Genomic DNA, 18,562 nt, shown 5'->3' with positions numbered 1-18,562 from the left:
AGGGTGAGTTGTGAAACGTCTTAGTTGGATTATTTGGACTGTACTAACCCTAGCTTTGTCAGGGTACCTTGGTTACACCTTAGTGGCTGCGGAAGATAAAACCGAATTCATTGTGGGCGCGCCTACGCATGGCCATTTTCAAATTGAGCTGGCTTGCGAGTCTTGTCATACCTCACCATTCGGTGGGCCCGAGATTTTGCAAAATGCTTGCTTAAATTGCCACGAACAAGAACTCGAAGCCGCGAACGACTCGCATCCGGTGAAAAAATTTACCGACCCGCGTAATGCCGATCGCTTAGAAATTCTAAATGCTAAAGATTGTGTAACTTGCCATCGCGAACACCAACACGAACAAACCATGGCAATGGGGGTTACCTTGCCGGATGATTTTTGTTTTCACTGTCATCAGGATGTCGCCGAGAATCGTCCTTCACATGAAGGTATGGGCTTTGAAACTTGCGCCAGTGCTGGCTGTCACAACTACCACGACAACCGCGCTCTGTATGAAGACTTTCTGGTTAAACATGCAGGCAAACCTGACATGCTGAGCGAAACCATGAAACTAGTAAACGATAATGTGACTAGTTATTTGGCAGAACATCCAGACGTAAAAGCGTTAATCGCTGATGACGCCGATATCCCAACACAACAAGTATCTGAGCAAGATCAAACCATTACCGAGCATTGGGCCGCTACTGTACACGCCCAAGTGGGGGTTAACTGCACAGCTTGTCATAACAATGAGCAAGACGAATGGCTACCACAACCAAAACTTGACGTTTGCTCTAACTGTCATCAAGACGAATGGACGCAGTTTACTGAAAGTCATCACGGTATGCGTTTATCAGACAAGGTAGATATTAGCTTATCGCCAATGACACCAGCGATGTCACGTTTACCATTCCATCAAGAAGCGATGGACAAAGACTTAACCTGTAGCGGTTGTCATGATCCACACACCACAGATACTAAATTTGCCGCTGTTGACGCCTGTATGAGCTGTCACAACGACGAACATACCAACAACTTCACGCAATCTAAACACTTTGCCTTATGGCAACAAGAACAACAAGGACTCGTGCCCGAAGGAACGGGCGTGACTTGTGCGACTTGCCATATGCCGAAGTACGAAGAAGGTGGCGAAGTGCGTGTTATGCATAACCAAAATCATAACTTGCGTCCGAATGAAAAAATGATCCGCAGTGCTTGCATGAACTGTCACAGCTTAGAGTTTTCAATTGATGCATTAGCGGATGAGCAACTAATTAAAAGTAACTTCATCGGTAAGCCAAGCCAACATATCGAAAGTATTGATATGGCGGTTAAGCGAACCAAACAATAAAAATAGCCATTGGAGATGGAAACATGAAAAAACTAAATGCAATCGTTCTAGGTACTGCATTACTCGGTTCAGCAACGGCGTTGACAGGGTGTGGTGGTGAAGAAAAAGCAGGTGGTATTTCTCCGCAGCAGTTTACTGATGCGTTACACCTAGTGATGGATTCTGACCGTGCGGTTTACACTAAAAAAGTCGTTGGCCGTTTAACTAAAAAAGAGAAAGTCATTAAAGCATCAGAGCACTTTGAAGATGACAAAGCCTTACCTTTGCCAGCGCAAATGTTCCGTTTTGGTTCTGAGCGTGTCGCAGAAAAAACAGATAAGTTTTCTTACTCACTACAATCTCTTTTCCCAATCAACTCGCAAAACGCACCGCGTACTGATGTCGAAAAAGAAGGTTTGAAGTTTATCAACGACAACCCTGGCCAAAACTTCTATAAAGAAGAAACATTAGGTGGTCAAAAATACTTCACTGCTATCTACCCAGACGTTGCGGTTGTTGAAGTCTGTGCTAGCTGTCATAACAAACACAAAGACTCACCTAAAACCGACTTTAAAGTGGGTGATGTTATGGGTGGTGTTGTTATCCGTGTACCATTAGGTTAATCAACAAAAGGCGAAGCTAGCATGAAAAATAGTTATAAACTCACGCTAATCGCCGCCATGTTTGGCTTAGCAGCTTGTTCGGATGACGAGCCAGCTGCGGTTGCCGAAGTACATCCAGGTAAAGTGATCTGGTCTAAAACTTGTGCCGTTTGTCACGCGCAAGGTTTAGCTGGCTCGCCACCTATCGGTAACACAAAAATGTGGGCGCCGCGTATTGCGAAAGGTATGCCGACATTATATAGCCACGCCAAAAATGGTTTTTCTGGTGAAACTGGTGAAATGCCAGCCAGAGGCGGTAATCCAGCCCTAACCGACGCTGAAATTGAGTTAGCAGTGGATTATATGGTTAGTCAAAGTAAAGGATAGTTCACTAACCTTTAGCTTTATATTATGGGCGCTCGCGCCCTTCCGTTCTGCAAACATTTATTCACGCTATCTATAGGCTCTTGTGCTGTTTTTGGCTATTATATGCGGCCTTTCCAGTTTGACCGTGAAATATAAAGTATGAGCGCAATAGGTACCCTTTATGTCGTGTCTGCCCCTAGTGGTGCAGGTAAATCAAGCTTAATTAAAGCTTATCTTGAACAACAAAATGATAAATTAACGGGTGTATCGGTTTCTCATACCACACGCGAACCACGGCCAGGCGAAGAAAACGGTAAACATTATCACTTTGTCACGCAAGACGAATTTAAACAACTGATTGAACAACAAGCCTTTTTTGAATGGGCTGAAGTATTTGGCAATTTTTACGGTACATCAAAGTTAGCCATCGACGAGCAACTTAACAATGGCATAGATGTATTTTTAGATATTGACTGGCAAGGCGCTCGCCAAGTTAAACAGGCTATGCCACAGTCTAAAACTATTTTTATTCTACCGCCTTCAAAAGCCGAATTAGAACGTCGTTTAACCGGTCGTGGCCAAGACAGCGCTGAAACCATAGCTAAGCGTATGGATAAAGCGCAAAGTGAAATGTCGCATTTCAATGAATTTGACTATGTCATTATTAACGATGATTTTGACCAAGCATTAAGTGATATGACGGCTATTTTACGCGCTGAACGCACGAAACAAACCAAACAAGCTAAAAAGTACCATAACTTGTTACAAGATCTATTGGCGTAAGGGCAATGTTAGGCTAAACTATCGCGTTCTAAGCTCATTTAATTGAGCTAAATTTCTAGAATTAACGTTTGTAGCGGAGAATTGAATGGCTCGCGTAACTGTTGAAGATGCAGTAGAACAAGTTGGAAACCGTTTTGATTTAATTTTGACTGCCGCTCGTCGCGCACGTCAAATCGCTTCTGAAGGCAAAGAGCCATTAGTTGAAGCAGGTAATGACAAAGCGACTGTTGTTGCTCTACGTGAAATCGAAGAAGGTTTGATCAGCAACGATATTATGGATACCTACGAGCGCGAAGAAACTGCGCGCCAAGAAGCGGACGAACTAGCAGCTGTTGCCGCTATTGCTGGTACCAACTAAAACCAAATCATTTACAGAAAACCGAGCTGTTTTAGCAGCTCGGTTTTTTTTTGCTCTTTTTTTCATCAATTGACTGTGAATTTAAGCTAAGTAGTTGACTAAACGCTAAACTTTAATAGCATCAACTAATGCATATTTCTTTAGACAAAGCGATCAGGTTTTAGGGGAAGCCGTCAAGCTTCGAGACCCCATGAGCATATGCTCTATTATGTGATTGGGGCGAGTAAGTGCTGACAATGAACCATAAGACCTGAGCGAGAAGACTATTGCTTTAATAAGCCATCGGATAACCATTGGAGTAAGAGTGGAGTTATTTGAAAACTTACACGCCCAAGTAGCCAGCTATCTAGCGCCCGAGCTTGTCGAACAAATTCGTCAGGCTTATATTGTCGCGCGTGATGCTCACGAAGGTCAGTATCGTTCCAGCGGTGAACCCTATATCACCCATCCTGTTGCCGTCACTCAGATTTTAGCTGAAATGCACTTGGATCATGAAACCTTATCTGCTGCATTATTGCATGACGTAATTGAAGATACAGACCTAACCAAAGATGATTTAGCTGAACAATTTGGCCAAACCGTAGCCGATTTAGTGGAAGGGGTTAGTAAGTTAGATAAAATTCATTTTCGTAGTAAGCAAGAATTCCAAGCTGAAAACTTCCGTAAAATGATGATGGCGATGGTGCAAGATATTCGGGTAATTTTGATTAAGTTAGCCGATCGCACCCACAATATGCGCACGCTCGAAGCCTTGCGGCCGGCAAAACGCCGGCGCATAGCCCGTGAAACACTGGATATTTACGCTCCCATTGCCCACAGGTTGGGTATTCACGACATTAAAAACGAATTAGAAAACTTAGGTTTTGCGGCCATGCACCCCATGCGCCATTTAGCCTTGGGCAATGCGGTAAAAAAAGCACGCGGACACAGAAAAGAAGTCATTGAAAAAATTAGAACGGAAATCACCGAGCGCATTAAAGAATGTGGCATCAACTGTGTGATTAAAGGCCGTGAAAAGCACTTGTACAGCTTGTACAAAAAAATGAAAAACAAAGAGTTAATGTTCAATGATGTAATGGATATTTACGCATTTCGCATCATAGTTGACGACATTGACACTTGTTACCGCACTTTAGGGGTTGCACATAACTTGTACAAGCCCGTTGAAGCTCGCTTTAAAGACTATATCGCCATTCCGCGCATTAATGGTTATCAAAGCTTACATACCAGTTTGATTGGTCCGCATGGTATTCCACTTGAGATCCAAATTCGTACTCACGATATGGAAACCATAGCGGATATGGGTGTCGCTGCGCATTGGTTGTATAAGCAAGAATGTGACGAATCTGACACGACAGCTCAGGTTAGAGCGCGCCGTTGGATGCAAAGCTTAGTGGAATTACAGCAAAACGCCAGTAGTTCTTTTGAATTTATCGACACGGTAAAATCGGACCTATTCCCCGATGAAATCTATGTATTTACCCCAGATGGCCGCATTATCGAGCTACCTAAAGGGGCTACGCCTGTCGACTTTGCTTATGCTGTGCATACTGATGTGGGCCATACTTGTATTGGCGCAAGAGTAGATAGAAAGCCTCATCCACTAAACCAAAAATTAAAAACAGGCCAAACGGTAGAAATTAAAACCTCGCCGGGTGCGCGGCCTAACGCCAATTGGCTTAATTTTGTCATTACCGCCAAAGCTCGTTTAAGTATTCGTAACTACCTAAAAAACCTTAAAGGTGAAGAATCGGTTGAACTGGGTAAGCGGTTGTTGAAAGTGGCATTGGGTGATATGGATCTCAACATGATCCCTGAAGAACGCTTAAATAGCGTGCTGGAAGAAGCTAAGCTGAACACTTTCCACCAATTGCTGGCTGAAATTGGTTTAGGTAACCTAATGGCCATGGTTGTCGCGCAAAAGTTATTAGGTTCTGGCGATGATGACGATATGGATCCAACAATACATAAAGTTGCGATTAAGGGAGCAAAAGGCTTACTCGTCAGTTTTGGTAAATGTTGCCGCCCTATTCCAGGCGACCACATTATCGCCCATGTTAGCCCAGGTAAAGGTTTGGTGGTGCACCAAGAATCTTGTCACAACGTCAAAGACCACCATGATGTGCCATCAAAATATATCGACGTAAGTTGGGATAATGTGCCAGAAGAGGAATTCCCTGTTTACCTACGTATTGAGTTAATCAATGCGCAAGGTGCACTAGCCAAGATAACCGCAGCTATCGCTCGACTAGAGTCAGATATCATTAGTATGAACTCGGAAGAGAAAGACAGCTATTTATATAATGTAGAGTTAGTGACCACAGTGCGAGATCGCGTTCACTTAGCTCAAATAATCAAAAAAGTCCGCATAATCGACGAAGTTAGACGCGTTGTGCGCCACAAAAAATAATTGAGGTTTCTAATGTCAAAACAAATTATATCTACAGATGATGCACCAGCGGCAATTGGTACTTACAGCCAAGCAGTCAAAGTCGGTACTACCGTTTACCTTTCAGGTCAAATTCCACTTGATCCAAAAACCATGGAGCTAAACAGTGAAGATTTTGCTGAGCAAGCAGAGCAAGTATTTAAAAACTTAGCAGCGGTTTGCGAAGCGGCCGGTGGTGAATTACAAGATATGGTTAAAGTTAATATCTTCCTATTGGATTTAGGCAACTTCGCCACCGTCAATGAAATTATGGCTAAACACTTTAAACAGCCTTACCCAGCTCGTGCTGCCATTGGTATTAACCAGTTACCACGTGGTGCACAAATTGAAATTGATGGCGTACTAGAGCTGCCAAGCACTAACTAGTACTGCGATACAAAAGTTTTGACATGTTGCGCTCGTTTCTATTAACAACCTCTAGTCAAAGCGATCAGGTTTTAGGGGAAGCCGTCAAGCTTCGAGTCCCCATGAGCATATGCTCTACTATGTGATTGGGGTGAGTAAGCGCTGACAATGAACCATAAGACCTTAGCGAGAAGACTATACATAGAAAAGCGCAAGATTAAAAAATCAAAACCTTGAGTTAGCCGAATTTATTTCGGCTAACACAATGTTGGTCAATGTGAAATTGCCCCTACAAATTGCCACTTGGTTATAATGCAGCCGCTCAAAACTTTTGAATTAAGGCCGAATCGTTAAGCTCGGCCGCCTGTAAATTATCCTATTCATAATTGTAAAAGTACCGCCATGATTTCAAACCGCATAGCCCGCATCAACCAATTGCTTGATAAGCGTCAACCCGATCTCACTGTTTGCATGGAAAACGTGCATAAACCTCATAACTTATCAGCTGTCGTCCGCACAGCGGATGCTGTTGGTGTGCACCGTGTACATGCAATATGGTCGCGTAATAACGCTCATTTAGGTAATTCAACCGCCAGTGGTAGTCAAAAATGGGTTGATGTCGCCAATCATTATTCATTGGATGACGCACTACAAACCCTCAAATCTGAGAATATGCAAATACTCGCCACCCATTTATCTGACGAATCGGTAGACTATCGCGAAATTGATTACACCAAGCCAACAGCGATTATGCTTGGCACCGAAAAGTTTGGTATTTCAGAGCAAGCAATCGCCGCCGCAGATCATTGTATTGTTATTCCTATGGTGGGTATGGTGCAATCATTAAATGTGTCGGTGGCCAATGCCTTGGTACTATACGAAGCGCAACGTCAACGCCAAGCTGCTGGTATGTACGACACACCACGCCTCGCAAAAGCTGAGCGTGACCGAGTGCTATTTGAGGGCGGCCACCCTATCTTTGCCCAAGCCTGTATTCGTAAAGGATTGCCTTATCCTGCAATTGATGAAAATGGAGAGATTATTGCTAGTGATGAATGGTGGCAAAAAATGCAAATGGATCAATCTGCGTGGCAGCATATTGATGATGAGTAACACCAAGTAGCCATACCAATATATAAACCAGTAACAAACAACAAGGAACGAACGATGAATAAAATAGGTGCCGTTTTACCGCTATGCATCACAGGCTCATACGATGTTGATGATTTAGGTCGAACGGAAATACTCTTTAAATCTTTAGCCGCATTTATGCAGCCAGGTTTAATCGATCCTTTTTTAATTGTGACTCCTCCGCATGAAGTCGATATCGTTCGTGAAAAGTGTGGTAAATGGACTGAGTTATTCAACATTCAAGTTTTGAGCGAAGAAGATCTCGTACCTGAAATGAAAAATCATCCACACGTTCGAGGTTGGCGCAAACAACAGCTAGTTAAGCTAGCTGCCGCAAGGGTCATAAAACGCGACTTTTTTATCACCTTTGATGCAGATGTCATTTGTTTACGGCCGCTTGCTTATGACGATCTTATTGTCAACAACAAAGCCATTTTGCAATACGAAGCCCGCGCGTTGCACCCTAAGTGGTGGAAGTCTTCAAGCCGTATTTTAAACATGAATCCTAACGTCGGCGATGCCCAAATTGGTATGTCAGTCACGCCAGCCCTCATGTCAACAGAGTTATGTCAGTTAGCCATGGCAGAAATTGGCGGTAAAAAACGTAACTGGGCTGATTATTTATGTTCACTGCATAAACCAAGCAATCCGAAAAACTGGTGGATTGGCCGTTACTTAAAAAATAAATGGACTGAATATTCACTCTATTATCTAGCCGCTATGAAGAATAACGCGCTGGATAATCACCATATTCGCTGTGGCACAACCGAGTTACCTCAAGAGTTACTCATCCATGATTCCCACCCTTATGCAGAATGGGATGTAGCCAAAAGCTTCGCCCCCGAGCGTAACGGGCTATTTTGTGTTGTGGGCAGCAAAACCCGTTTAGAGCCAGCCGACGTTTGGCAAAAAATAGCGAAATACATCCCCTATAGCAACTAAGGCTTAATCGACTAACTTGGCTAACAGTTAAACTCATGCTAACCTAAAACATGTATATAAAAACAGTACTCTTTATTAAATAATAAGTATGAGGACAACATGAGTTTAGGTAGCTTGGCTAACTCACCTATCACTAATTTACCTGGGGTTGGGCCCAAACTCGCTGAAAAATTGGCGAATTTGCACCTGCACTCAATTGAAGATGTGCTGTTTCATTTACCTTTTCGCTATCAAGATCGTACGCGTATTTATCCGATATTTGATCTTATTCCCGATATTTACGCGACAATCTCTGGCACGATAGACAAAGCCGATATTGTATTTGGCAAACGCCGTATGCTCACATGCCGCGTCAGTGATGGTAGCGGCACCCTTACGCTACGTTTTTTCAATTTCAATGCAAGCCAAAAAAATCAGATGTTAGCTGGGCGCCATATCACAGCATTTGGCGAAGTCAAACGCGGGCGCAATGGTTGGGAAATAATTCATCCCGAATATAAAATTAGCGACGATCACAGCCAACCTAACGTTGAAGAAGCCATGACGCCCATTTACCCAGCAACAGAGGGTGTCAAACAAGCCACGCTACGTAAACTATCCGATGCAGCACTTAAGCTACTCAAACTCAATAATATTACTGAACTTGTACCGTATGCATTAACCGACAACGGCATGACACTAACCGATGCCATATTATTACTGCATCGTCCGCCACCCGATGTATCACTCGAGCAATTAGAAAATGGTCAGCATCCGGCCCAAAAGCGCCTGGCATTTGAAGAGTTGCTGGCGCACAACTTAAGCATGTTAGTAACGCGCCAACAAGCTCAAAACCACCAAGCAATTGCTTATCCCAAAGCCGATAAATTAAATGATCAGTTTTTAGCTACATTACCTTTTGCGCCGACACAAGCCCAACAAAGGGTAGTAAACGAAATACAAGCGGATATGATTAAAGATCACCCCATGATGCGCCTTGTGCAAGGGGATGTGGGCTCAGGGAAAACGCTTGTCGCAGCATTAGCCAGCTTATCGGTTTTGGCACGAGGCCACCAAGTTGCCTTAATGGCACCAACAGAAATTTTGGCCGAACAACATGCATTAAACTTTGCCAATTGGTTAACCCCACTTGGCATCAAAGTAGACTGGCTAGCAGGCAAACTTACCGCTAAACAAAAAACGCAAGCCATTGAAAGATTACAAAGCGGTGAAACCCAGCTTGTTGTGGGTACACATGCGCTTTTTCAAGACAAGGTTGAATTTAACCAGTTATCGCTGATTATCGTAGATGAGCAGCATAGATTTGGAGTTGAACAACGGCTTAGTTTACGTGAAAAAGGTCAAAAAAATGGGTTTGCACCACATCAACTCATTATGACCGCTACTCCCATCCCAAGAACGCTGGCAATGACTGCCTATGCTGATTTAACAACCTCTGTGATTGATGAATTACCACCAGGTAGAACGCCAGTATCAACCGTGGTCATTCCCAATACCCGCCGAGACGAAATTATCCAACGGGTACGAAATGCCTGCTTACAGGAAAATAGACAAGCCTATTGGGTGTGCACCTTGATTGAAGAATCGGAAAGCCTACAATGTCAAGCCGCCGAAGATACAGCCGAACTACTGAAACAACAATTACCTGAATTATCAATTGGCTTAGTACATGGCAGAATGAAGGCGGGTGAAAAACAACAGGTCATGGATGAGTTTAAACAAGGCAATATGCATTTGTTGGTCGCAACCACAGTAATTGAAGTGGGAGTTGACGTCCCCAATTCGAGCTTAATGATTATTGAAAATCCAGAGCGGCTAGGCCTTGCTCAATTACATCAATTACGTGGCCGAGTTGGACGTGGAGCAACCGCTAGTCACTGCGTTTTAATGTACAATAACCCGTTATCCAAAGTGGCACAGCAGCGTTTAGCGGTTATGCGAGAAAGCACAGACGGATTTTATATTGCTGAAAAAGACTTAGAGATCCGCGGGCCTGGTGAGCTATTAGGCACCAAACAAACCGGCACAATGCAATTTAAAATCGCAGATTTAATCCGCGATAGTCAGCTCATTCCCAAAGTCAGGGAGGCGGCACCTAGCATGCTACAACAGTTCCCTGAACAATCACATGCTCTCATCAAGCGCTGGATTGGTGAACGCACCATATATAACAACGCCTAAGCCGACAAGCTGTCTTTACTCAACGCGACTTGGTGAACTACATCTAGCAAAGCTTGTTTATCGATAGGCTTGGTTAAATGAAATTTCATACCAACCTCTGTCGATTTTTGTTTATCTTTTTCAAACGCATTAGCTGTTAACGCAACAATTGGCACATTTAATTTAAGCTCATTGCGAATTGCCTGACAGGCCTGCCAGCCGTCCATCACTGGCATATTAATATCCATTAAAACTAAGTCGAACACTTGATGACGTAAAATATCAACGGCAAGCGAACCATCAGCAACTCGAGTGACCTGATGCTGCTCAGTCGTTAACATATGCTCAGCAATATGAGCATTGATATCATTATCTTCTGCTAACAATATTGTTAGTGGCTCAATAGCTTGTGACGGCGAACCACACTCCTTACCCAATACAAGCGACTTTAAACAGCTTTTAAACGCTTTTTTATCAATTGGCTTACTGAATACTCGATTAAACAGACCTTTCTCTTCTTGCGACATTTGTACAATATCAGCGGCAGCAGAAACCAAGATAAACTGCCCACCTTGCTGTATCGCTTGCACTTTTTTTACCAAGTTAATGCCATCAACCTCAGGCATAAATAAATCAGTAATAATTAAATCGTAATGCCCTTGATTCAAACTTTGTATTAACGCAGCGCCGCCAGCGAAAACATCAGGCTCAATACCGAGTTGTTCTACTATTAATTTAAGATAAGCTCGCGAACTTTCCAAGTCATCAACAATCGCACAACGAATGTTCGCTTTAGGTAAATCGTTTACCGATACTGCCGAAGGGTACAAAGGTACACTCAGTTCAAATTTAGATCCTTGACCAATAACACTACTGACACTGAGTTGGCCTGACATTAAATCGGCTAGGCGTTTACACAAAGCCAAACCTAGACCTGAACCACCGTATTTACGGGTTGTTGACGAATCAGCTTGGGTAAAACTTTCAAAAATATGCTCTATCTGCTCTGGCTTAATGCCAATACCAGTATCGGTCACCGCCAATGTAAAACAATATTCGGCTTCCTGTTCGATCACGCTGGCTTTTACACTAATATGGCCTTGCTCGGTAAACTTAACGGCATTTGACAATAAGTTATTAATAACTTGAGTTAACCTGACTGCATCACCTTTAACCCATTCAGGTAAATTTGTCTCGCATTCATAATCAAAAGCAATGCCTTTTTGTTCAGCCTGTACAGCAATAGGGGCAAAACAATTATCGAGAATTTGCGGAAGCTGAAAATCAAATCGTTCAATGTTGAGCTTATTGGCTTCAATCTTAGAAATATCCAAAATATCGTTAATCAAGGTCAGTAATTGCTGCCCCGACGTTTTGGCTTGATCTAACAATTGCTCTCGTTGCGACTGGTTTTTTTCCACTTTAGCAATTTCTATCATGCCAAATAAGCCATTAATTGGCGTGCGCAATTCATGACTCATGTTGGCCAAAAATTCCGACTTGGCTTGGCTCGCCAACTCGGCTTCACGTTGTAACTGCTGCGCCAACCGCTTGGCCTGGCGCTGTTTACGCAAGTTACCGATAATTTGCATTTCCATTGGTGCAAATATATACACAGCTTCCAATATCAAAATAATCAACGACACGACCCAAATTAAAACCTGCAGTTGGCTTAACTGAGTTAATCGCTGCCGCGCTTCCAATTCGAAGCGTACCACCACTTGGTTTAAATCGTATAACAAGGCGTCGGTATAGGCGGTAGTGTAATATTCAGCATGTTGGTGTGAATCATGAGGTTGCGCGGATAAACGCTTAGTGGTAGCAATAAAATCGATTACTCGATTATGTAAACTCGGTTGGCCCCAAAAGTAAAGGCGCTGTACTGTAGGAGAAAAGTGAGTCGCCAGTTCAGCACTATTTGCCCCTTTCAGTAAAATTTGATGATTTTGCTCAAAGCGATGAACAGCCGAAACCAAAGCGCGCTTTTCACCAAGAACCCCCTTATTATCAACCGTATGAATAAGATTATTAGCGTGTAGGGCTATTTTTTGCGACAACATGCGCTGCATGCCCGCGGTATTGATTTTTTCAGCATCTCCTTGTTTAGCACTCACCATCCACATCATAGTTAAACTAGACATAGATATTAAAAGAGCAATGACGATTAAAGCGCCGCAATATTTACGACGGACTGCTTTCTTCAACACCGCAATTGATTTTGTTTCAGACACACCCTAACCACATTTAAAACTAGCCTGATAATCAGTCTATACGAGTTCTGAACTTTTGCTTAATCAACAACGATCATTTAATCAACAGCCGCCAATGAAAATAAATGATAATTATTTTCATTTACCAGTTGCAATCGGCAAAGTTTCCCTTATACTAAAAACTAATTGATAATCATTATCATTACCAAATAATGATTGATAGTCTCCGTGGCAAGCGTCGCCCCTGTGATGGCTCCAGTGGTCGGCGCTTTTTTCTTTATTGATTCTGCGTATGACGAGTTTGCATTTAAGTGCTAGAAAGCATATTTGGTTCTGGGCGAGTAAGAATTCAGGTCCCTTACTTGCCTATCCTCAATAACGTTGAGCTGGCGTTATTGAGGATACTCTATTTATATAGTCAAAGCAGGAAGACTATAGTACAGAGTCTCAACTAGGCTGCTAAGGAAGGCGGCGATTTTCAAGTGATTTAATCAAATCGCTCAAAAACAACTGACCAGCTCTAAACAAAATCTATAGTCAAAACGGTTAGGCTTTAGGGGCAGGCATCTGGTTCCAGACGAAACCTAAATCCCTGTACCTTCTACACAAATATTAATCATCTCAAGTTAACCAAAAGTCGAAGAAAAATTCGGATCGTAAATAGTATTTAGTGGTTAAAAAAGTACCGTCTTTCCTGTGAAAGCCTATACAGGAACCCAGTGGCTTTTGCTAAACCAGACAATGTTTATCCAACAAAAGCCACTGGTTCCCCGCATGCGCGAGGATGACAAGGGTATTTTCCTAAGCCAGGGTGGTAAAATTTCAACCCATTAACGTATAAAAGCGCTTCTGAAACTTGTAATCAAAAGACAGACCTACATCCTTGCAGGTAAAGTCGAAAGTAAGCGCCGACAATGAACCATAAAACTTGAACGAGAAGACTATAAATTCTCATGCCATATAGCCGAATAAGCATGGTGCAATGTTTCGCTTCAGTTTAAAATCCCCGCCAATGCCAATACTCGGAACACCCCATGAAATTAAACCCCGCCCAACAAGAAGCTGTTGAATATGTTACAGGCCCCTGCTTAGTCTTGGCTGGCGCCGGCAGTGGAAAAACCCGGGTTATCACCAATAAAATTGCGCATCTCATTTTAAATTGTGGCTACAATGCGCGAAATATTGCCGCAGTCACGTTTACCAATAAAGCTGCGCGTGAAATGCGCGAGCGAGTCAATCAAACTTTACCTAAAGGCAAAGGCCGCGGTTTGATTGTTTCCACTTTTCATACACTCGGTCTGGAAATAATCAAAAAGGAAATCAAAACACTTGGCATTAAATCAGGTTTTTCATTATTTGATGACCAAGACAGCATGGCCTTATTAAAAGAATTAACAGAAAAAACCTTGCAAGGCGACAAAGACAAACTGCGCTTATTGCAAAATCAAATTTCTAACTGGAAAAATGATCTAGTCCTGCCCGAGCAAGCGAAAAAGCATACTACTAACAACGATGAAGTATTTTTAGCCGAGTGCTACGAAAAATATAACCGATTGCTAGCGGCCTACAACGCCTTTGATTTTGACGACCTCATTTTAGTACCCACGTTATTACTCAAGCAAAATGAGCAAGTAAGGGATCGCTGGCAACAACGTATTCGCTACTTACTGGTAGACGAATATCAAGATACCAACAGCAGCCAATACGAATTGGTTAAGCAAATAGTAGGACGACGCGGTTTGTTTACCGTGGTGGGAGACGATGACCAATCGATATACAGCTGGCGCGGTGCTAAACCGCAAAACTTAGTGAAGCTAGGTGAAGATTTTACCCGCCTTAAACTCGTTAAGCTTGAAGACAACTATCGTTCTTGTGGCCGAGTATTACACGCCGCGAATATTCTTATCGCCAATAACCCACATGTATATGACAAAAAACTAAAATCCAATATGGAATATGGTGAGATCTTACGGGTTATTGTCGCGAAAAACGAAGAAAATGAAGCTGAACGAGTCGTCGCTGAATTAATCAGCCACCGCTTTATGAAAAAAACCAGTTATAAAGACTACGCGATTTTATATCGTGGTAACCATCAAGCTCGTGTCTTTGAAAAAATGCTGATGACCAACCGTATTCCCTACAAAATCAGTGGTGGTCAATCCTTTTTCGCTCGCTCTGAAATTAAAGATATCATGGCTTATTTGCGTGTATTGGTGAACCCTGATGATGACAACGCATTTTTGCGCATTGTTAACGTACCGCGCCGAGAAATAGGTCCTGCAACTTTAGAAAAGCTCGGGCAATACGCCAACATGCGTCACATTAGTATGTTTGCGGCTAGCTTTGAGCTTGGTTTAGAACAGCAACTCACTGGCAAACGTTTAGTCAATTTACAGCGTTTTACTCGCTGGCTAGTCGAACTTGACGATCAATCACAACGTGGAGAACCACTCGAAGCCGTACGCGATTTAATTAAACAGTCTGGCTACGAAGAGTGGCTATACGAAACCTCTCCTAGCGGTAAAGCCGCAGAAATGCGCATGAAAAACGTTAGCCAACTATTTGGCTGGATCAGCGGCATGTTAAAAGGCGACGAAGCGGAATGCATTGAGCCAATGAATCTGAAAGAAGTGGTAACCCGCCTGACCTTGCGCGAAATGATGGAGCAAGGCAATGATGAAGATGAAGCGGATCAAGTGCAACTCATGACATTACACGCTTCCAAAGGGTTGGAGTTTCCTTACGTATTTATGGTTGGCATGGAAGAAGGGCTACTTCCCCACCAAACCAGTATTGATGAAGGGTCAGATGAAGAAGAGCGTCGCTTAGCCTACGTAGGAATAACCCGAGCGCAGCATGAACTAATTTTCACTATGGCGAAAGAGCGTCGACAATTTGGTGAACTGATTAAAACAGAACCCAGCCGCTTCTTACATGAATTACCAGTCGATGATTTAGATTGGGAAGTGACGAAACGTAAGCAGTCTGACGAGCAGCGCAAAGAAAAAGGCAAAGCGCATGTTGCCAATTTAATGTCTATGCTGAATAAATAGTACAAGGTAAGCTTTCTACTCAGCCAGTATGAAGTTTACCTACTAAGGTTTGCAAGGCGAGACTTAGCTTTCAATTTTGGTAGTCTTGCTCTCTTGGAGAGAGAGGTTTGCAAGCTCTGCAAGCATGAATGCTCGCCCACGACGGTATTACAAAATTAAGATTTAATCTTGATATCAGGCAGTGGCACGGGTAGTTGAAAAATTTCCCCTTGGCCATACTGGCAGCCAAAATGGGTGAGTTGAGCTTTTTGCGCTGCGGTTCTTATGCCTTCCGCTATGGTAAAAAAGCCGGCTTTGCGGCCAATTTGACACAAGACTTCAATAAAATCACGTATGCGTTCACTGTGATCCATTTGACCAACAATAGTGCGATCAATTTTGACGTAATCAATTGGAGCTGAAAACAATAATTTTAGTGAGCCACTTTCAGCGCCAATATCATCCAATGCTAACTTAACCCCTAAACCATGAAAAGCCTGCAGCATTTGGCTGGAAAGTTCATACGTGGTTAAGCTGCTTTCTGAAAACTCTAAAACTAATTTTCGCTTATCCACACCAGATTGATTAATTAACGCCATTATCGCTTTGCGCTGTGAATTATTATGCGCACTACGTCCGCTGATATTAATGGCTACATAGGGGGTTGTGGCAAATTGATGATCTTTGAGTAAACGAAAAGCCGCTTGTAACGCCAAAATATCAATATCAAAAATAACCCCTGTTTCCTCGGCTAGTTCCATAAAATCGTCAGGAACCAAATAGCCACGCGTTGGATGATCCCAGCGCGCCAGCACCTCTATTGCCATAATGTCATGGCTATGCAAATCAAAAATAGGTTGGTAAACAAAGTCAATTTCGTTGCGATTTAACGCTCGTCGCAACTCTGTTTCTAAGGTAAGTTTATCAATCAGCGCTTGATGTAAATCAGCATCAAACACCACACAGCGTCCCCGCCCGCGTAACTTAGCTTCATACATAGCTGCATCGGCATCGCGTAATACAGCGGTTGTTGTCGTATAGCCGTAGTCCGAACCGGTCAAACCTATACTGCTACCGGCATACAGTTCATTACCTTGGATCATAAATGGCTGGCTTAGGCTCTCAACAATGCTTTTACCTATTAATTCGGCTTCAGCCAATGAGTTAGCCGAGTGCAACAAAATAACAAATTCATCGCCGCCTAATCGCGCCAACATATCTTCATTGCGCACATTCTGCGCAACTCGTCGACTCACCTTAACTAAAAACTCATCGCCAACGTTATGACCAAAGGTATCGTTAATCACTTTAAAACGGTCTAAATCAATAAACAATACAAAGTAATGAGCCGTACTATCTTGTTGCCAATGCTTAATGGTGTCACTTAACGCTTGGTTAAAATAAGCGCGATTAGGTAAGCCGGTTAGCGCATCATGCAAAGCTTCATGATACAACTTAGCTTCAATCTTTTTACGTTCTTCTATTTGCTGAAATAAGTCTTGATTAACATTGTATAGCGCTTCGGTTCGAGCGGTAACGATGCGCTCCAACTCTTCATTTGATCGAGTTAAAGCTTGCTGAGAAAGTAAACGATTTAAAGCCAAAGCGATATGATTAGAGGCATAGCGCAATAAATCAATGTCTTGTTTAAAATAGCTAATTTTCGGTTGATAACTTTGCACAACAATAACGCCTCTCACCTCGTTATCTATCGTCAATGGCGCGCCTAGCCAAGCACTAAACCCTTGATCACGCATACGACTAATTTCACTTTCAGGTATCGAAATTTGGTCTCGCGCGTTGAGAATTAATATACGCTCTAAATCAAACAACTGAGTTTCGGCTGTTCTAAGCACATACTCAGTTAAACCACGCCCTAAAGGTCGTGGTTCTATCGAAATCTTGTAAGTATCAACAAAGTAAGGAAAAGTTAAGTCTTGGCCGTTTTTCGCTATCAGTGCGATATAAAAGTTTTCTGCATAAACCAAGCGCGACAGAAGGTGGTGGACCGCATGATAAAACCCTTCAATACTCTGCCCAGTACAAGACAACTCGCTGATTTCAATAAGTGCATTTTGTATTTGTTCATAGCGTTCGCGTTGATGTATTTCAGCGGTTAACTCATTGTTAGCCCGCGTTAACTCATGAGTTCGTTTTTCTATTTCTAACTCTAATACTCGCTTTTGCTGAACGCGTTCAATAGCATGCACAATATGATCAGCCACAAACTGCATAACGTTGGTATCTCGGGGGCTAAACGTAATTGATTCACTATACGATTGGATCACCAAGACACCTATGGTTTGCCCTTGGCGAATAAGGGGCACCCCTAACCAACTGTGCGACGCTTTACCTATTTGCGTGATCTGCCCCGACTCCAACATTTGTCGCTTATTTTCCGGATTACATAATAAAGGCACGCCATTACGTAACACCCAGCCGGTTAACCCGTACTCAAACAGGGAAGATACCAGTAAAAATTCGCCCTCATCTTCGCCGAACTCATCAAAAAAATAAGCTAATTTGACTTTTTTTTGCGGCTTATCCTGAAACACAATATAAAAATTTGGCACAGACATTAGCTCTGCCACCACTTGATGTGCTTGCGGGTAAAATTGGTTTAAGTCAGTTACATTGCTGGCCAACTCCGACACAGCCATAAGCGCATCTTGCACACTGCGCGCTCGCTTATACAAACTAGAGACTAATTTAGATCGAGAAGCCCTAATACTTACATCCATAGCAAATAGGTTCTGAAATTATTTAAAGAAAAGCGCAACCTTATAATTGATAAGGCACTTCCTATGTTTTAGCTCACCTGCATTTTCTTAGGCACAATCAGGAAATAGCTAAACGTTATTGG

General features: G+C 42.8%; 13 protein-coding genes. 11 read left to right on the top strand and 2 right to left on the bottom strand.

All coding sequences use genetic code 11. The annotated features are described in order from the left end of the window. The first annotated feature begins 10 nt into the window (after nucleotides 1-10). The 10 genes from C2869_RS10410 to recG all read left to right on the top strand — a co-directional run bounded on the left by C2869_RS10410 (nucleotide 11) and on the right by recG (nucleotide 10,478). Entirely contained in the window at nucleotides 11-1,342 is a 1,332-nt protein-coding gene (locus C2869_RS10410) for an ammonia-forming cytochrome c nitrite reductase subunit c552 (RefSeq protein WP_108602872.1), read from the top strand. Between the two features lie 23 nt (nucleotides 1,343-1,365). Continuing rightward, nucleotides 1,366-1,944, top strand: coding sequence for a Tll0287-like domain-containing protein (locus C2869_RS10405; RefSeq protein ID WP_108602871.1), 579 nt, complete (start codon nucleotides 1,366-1,368; stop codon nucleotides 1,942-1,944). 21 nt (nucleotides 1,945-1,965) lie between these two features. Beyond that, nucleotides 1,966-2,310, top strand: coding sequence for a c-type cytochrome (locus C2869_RS10400; RefSeq protein ID WP_108602870.1), 345 nt, complete (start codon nucleotides 1,966-1,968; stop codon nucleotides 2,308-2,310). A 138-nt stretch (nucleotides 2,311-2,448) separates the two neighbouring features. Continuing rightward, nucleotides 2,449-3,072, top strand: coding sequence for a guanylate kinase (gmk, locus tag C2869_RS10395; RefSeq protein ID WP_108602869.1), 624 nt, complete (start codon nucleotides 2,449-2,451; stop codon nucleotides 3,070-3,072). Between the two features lie 85 nt (nucleotides 3,073-3,157). Continuing rightward, on the top strand, nucleotides 3,158-3,430 hold the full coding sequence (gene rpoZ, locus C2869_RS10390) for a DNA-directed RNA polymerase subunit omega (RefSeq protein WP_108602868.1): 273 nt from the start codon (nucleotides 3,158-3,160) through the stop codon (nucleotides 3,428-3,430). Between the two features lie 304 nt (nucleotides 3,431-3,734). Beyond that, on the top strand, nucleotides 3,735-5,840 hold the full coding sequence (gene spoT, locus C2869_RS10385) for a bifunctional GTP diphosphokinase/guanosine-3',5'-bis pyrophosphate 3'-pyrophosphohydrolase (protein WP_108602867.1): 2,106 nt from the start codon (nucleotides 3,735-3,737) through the stop codon (nucleotides 5,838-5,840). A gap of 12 nt (nucleotides 5,841-5,852) precedes the next feature. Continuing rightward, nucleotides 5,853-6,245: a RidA family protein gene (locus C2869_RS10380; protein ID WP_108602866.1), complete on the top strand. Its 393-nt coding sequence runs from the start codon at nucleotides 5,853-5,855 to the stop codon at nucleotides 6,243-6,245. A 381-nt stretch (nucleotides 6,246-6,626) separates the two neighbouring features. After that, nucleotides 6,627-7,337, top strand: coding sequence for a tRNA (guanosine(18)-2'-O)-methyltransferase TrmH (gene trmH, locus C2869_RS10375; RefSeq protein ID WP_108602865.1), 711 nt, complete (start codon nucleotides 6,627-6,629; stop codon nucleotides 7,335-7,337). A gap of 54 nt (nucleotides 7,338-7,391) precedes the next feature. After that, nucleotides 7,392-8,297 (top strand): DUF6492 family protein, encoded by a 906-nt coding sequence (locus C2869_RS10370; RefSeq protein ID WP_108602864.1) that lies wholly within the window; start codon nucleotides 7,392-7,394, stop codon nucleotides 8,295-8,297. 99 nt (nucleotides 8,298-8,396) lie between these two features. Then, nucleotides 8,397-10,478 carry an ATP-dependent DNA helicase RecG gene (gene recG, locus C2869_RS10365; protein WP_108602863.1) on the top strand — a complete coding sequence of 694 codons (2,082 nt, stop codon included), beginning with the start codon at nucleotides 8,397-8,399 and terminating at the stop codon, nucleotides 10,476-10,478. Here recG and C2869_RS10360 read toward each other — a convergent pair. Then, nucleotides 10,475-12,688, bottom strand: a complete 2,214-nt coding sequence (locus C2869_RS10360; RefSeq protein ID WP_108602862.1) for a response regulator — start codon at nucleotides 12,686-12,688, stop codon at nucleotides 10,475-10,477. The two genes, recG and C2869_RS10360, sit on opposite strands and share 4 nt — an antisense overlap. 1,013 nt (nucleotides 12,689-13,701) lie before the next feature. Between C2869_RS10360 and rep the strand changes: the two genes are divergently transcribed. Then, nucleotides 13,702-15,720, top strand: a complete 2,019-nt coding sequence (gene rep / locus C2869_RS10355; RefSeq protein ID WP_108602861.1) for a DNA helicase Rep — start codon at nucleotides 13,702-13,704, stop codon at nucleotides 15,718-15,720. Nucleotides 15,721-15,875: 155 nt separating this feature from the next. On the opposite strand, the gene C2869_RS23045 is transcribed toward rep, so the two are convergent. Beyond that, on the bottom strand, nucleotides 15,876-18,374 hold the full coding sequence (locus tag C2869_RS23045; RefSeq protein WP_159084128.1) for a sensor domain-containing phosphodiesterase: 2,499 nt from the start codon (nucleotides 18,372-18,374) through the stop codon (nucleotides 15,876-15,878). Nucleotides 18,375-18,562 lie beyond the last annotated feature (188 nt).

It is taken from the genome of Saccharobesus litoralis, assembly GCF_003063625.1.
Classification (GTDB): domain Bacteria; phylum Pseudomonadota; class Gammaproteobacteria; order Enterobacterales; family Alteromonadaceae; genus Saccharobesus; species Saccharobesus litoralis.
This window is presented reverse-complemented; position numbering and strand designations above follow the sequence as displayed.

Excerpts from the sequence above, each read along its gene's own strand:
- C2869_RS10405 (WP_108602871.1), top strand. The coding sequence starts at position 1,366 with ATGAAAAAACTAAATGCAATCGTTCTAGGTACTGCATTACTCGGTTCA.
- C2869_RS10400 (WP_108602870.1), top strand. The coding sequence starts at position 1,966 with ATGAAAAATAGTTATAAACTCACGCTAATCGCCGCCATGTTTGGCTTA.
- gmk (WP_108602869.1), top strand. The coding sequence starts at position 2,449 with ATGAGCGCAATAGGTACCCTTTATGTCGTGTCTGCCCCTAGTGGTGCA.
- rpoZ (WP_108602868.1), top strand. The coding sequence starts at position 3,158 with ATGGCTCGCGTAACTGTTGAAGATGCAGTAGAACAAGTTGGAAACCGT.
- C2869_RS10380 (WP_108602866.1), top strand. The coding sequence starts at position 5,853 with ATGTCAAAACAAATTATATCTACAGATGATGCACCAGCGGCAATTGGT.
- trmH (WP_108602865.1), top strand. The coding sequence starts at position 6,627 with ATGATTTCAAACCGCATAGCCCGCATCAACCAATTGCTTGATAAGCGT.
- C2869_RS10370 (WP_108602864.1), top strand. The coding sequence starts at position 7,392 with ATGAATAAAATAGGTGCCGTTTTACCGCTATGCATCACAGGCTCATAC.
- recG (WP_108602863.1), top strand. The coding sequence starts at position 8,397 with ATGAGTTTAGGTAGCTTGGCTAACTCACCTATCACTAATTTACCTGGG.
- rep (WP_108602861.1), top strand. The coding sequence starts at position 13,702 with ATGAAATTAAACCCCGCCCAACAAGAAGCTGTTGAATATGTTACAGGC.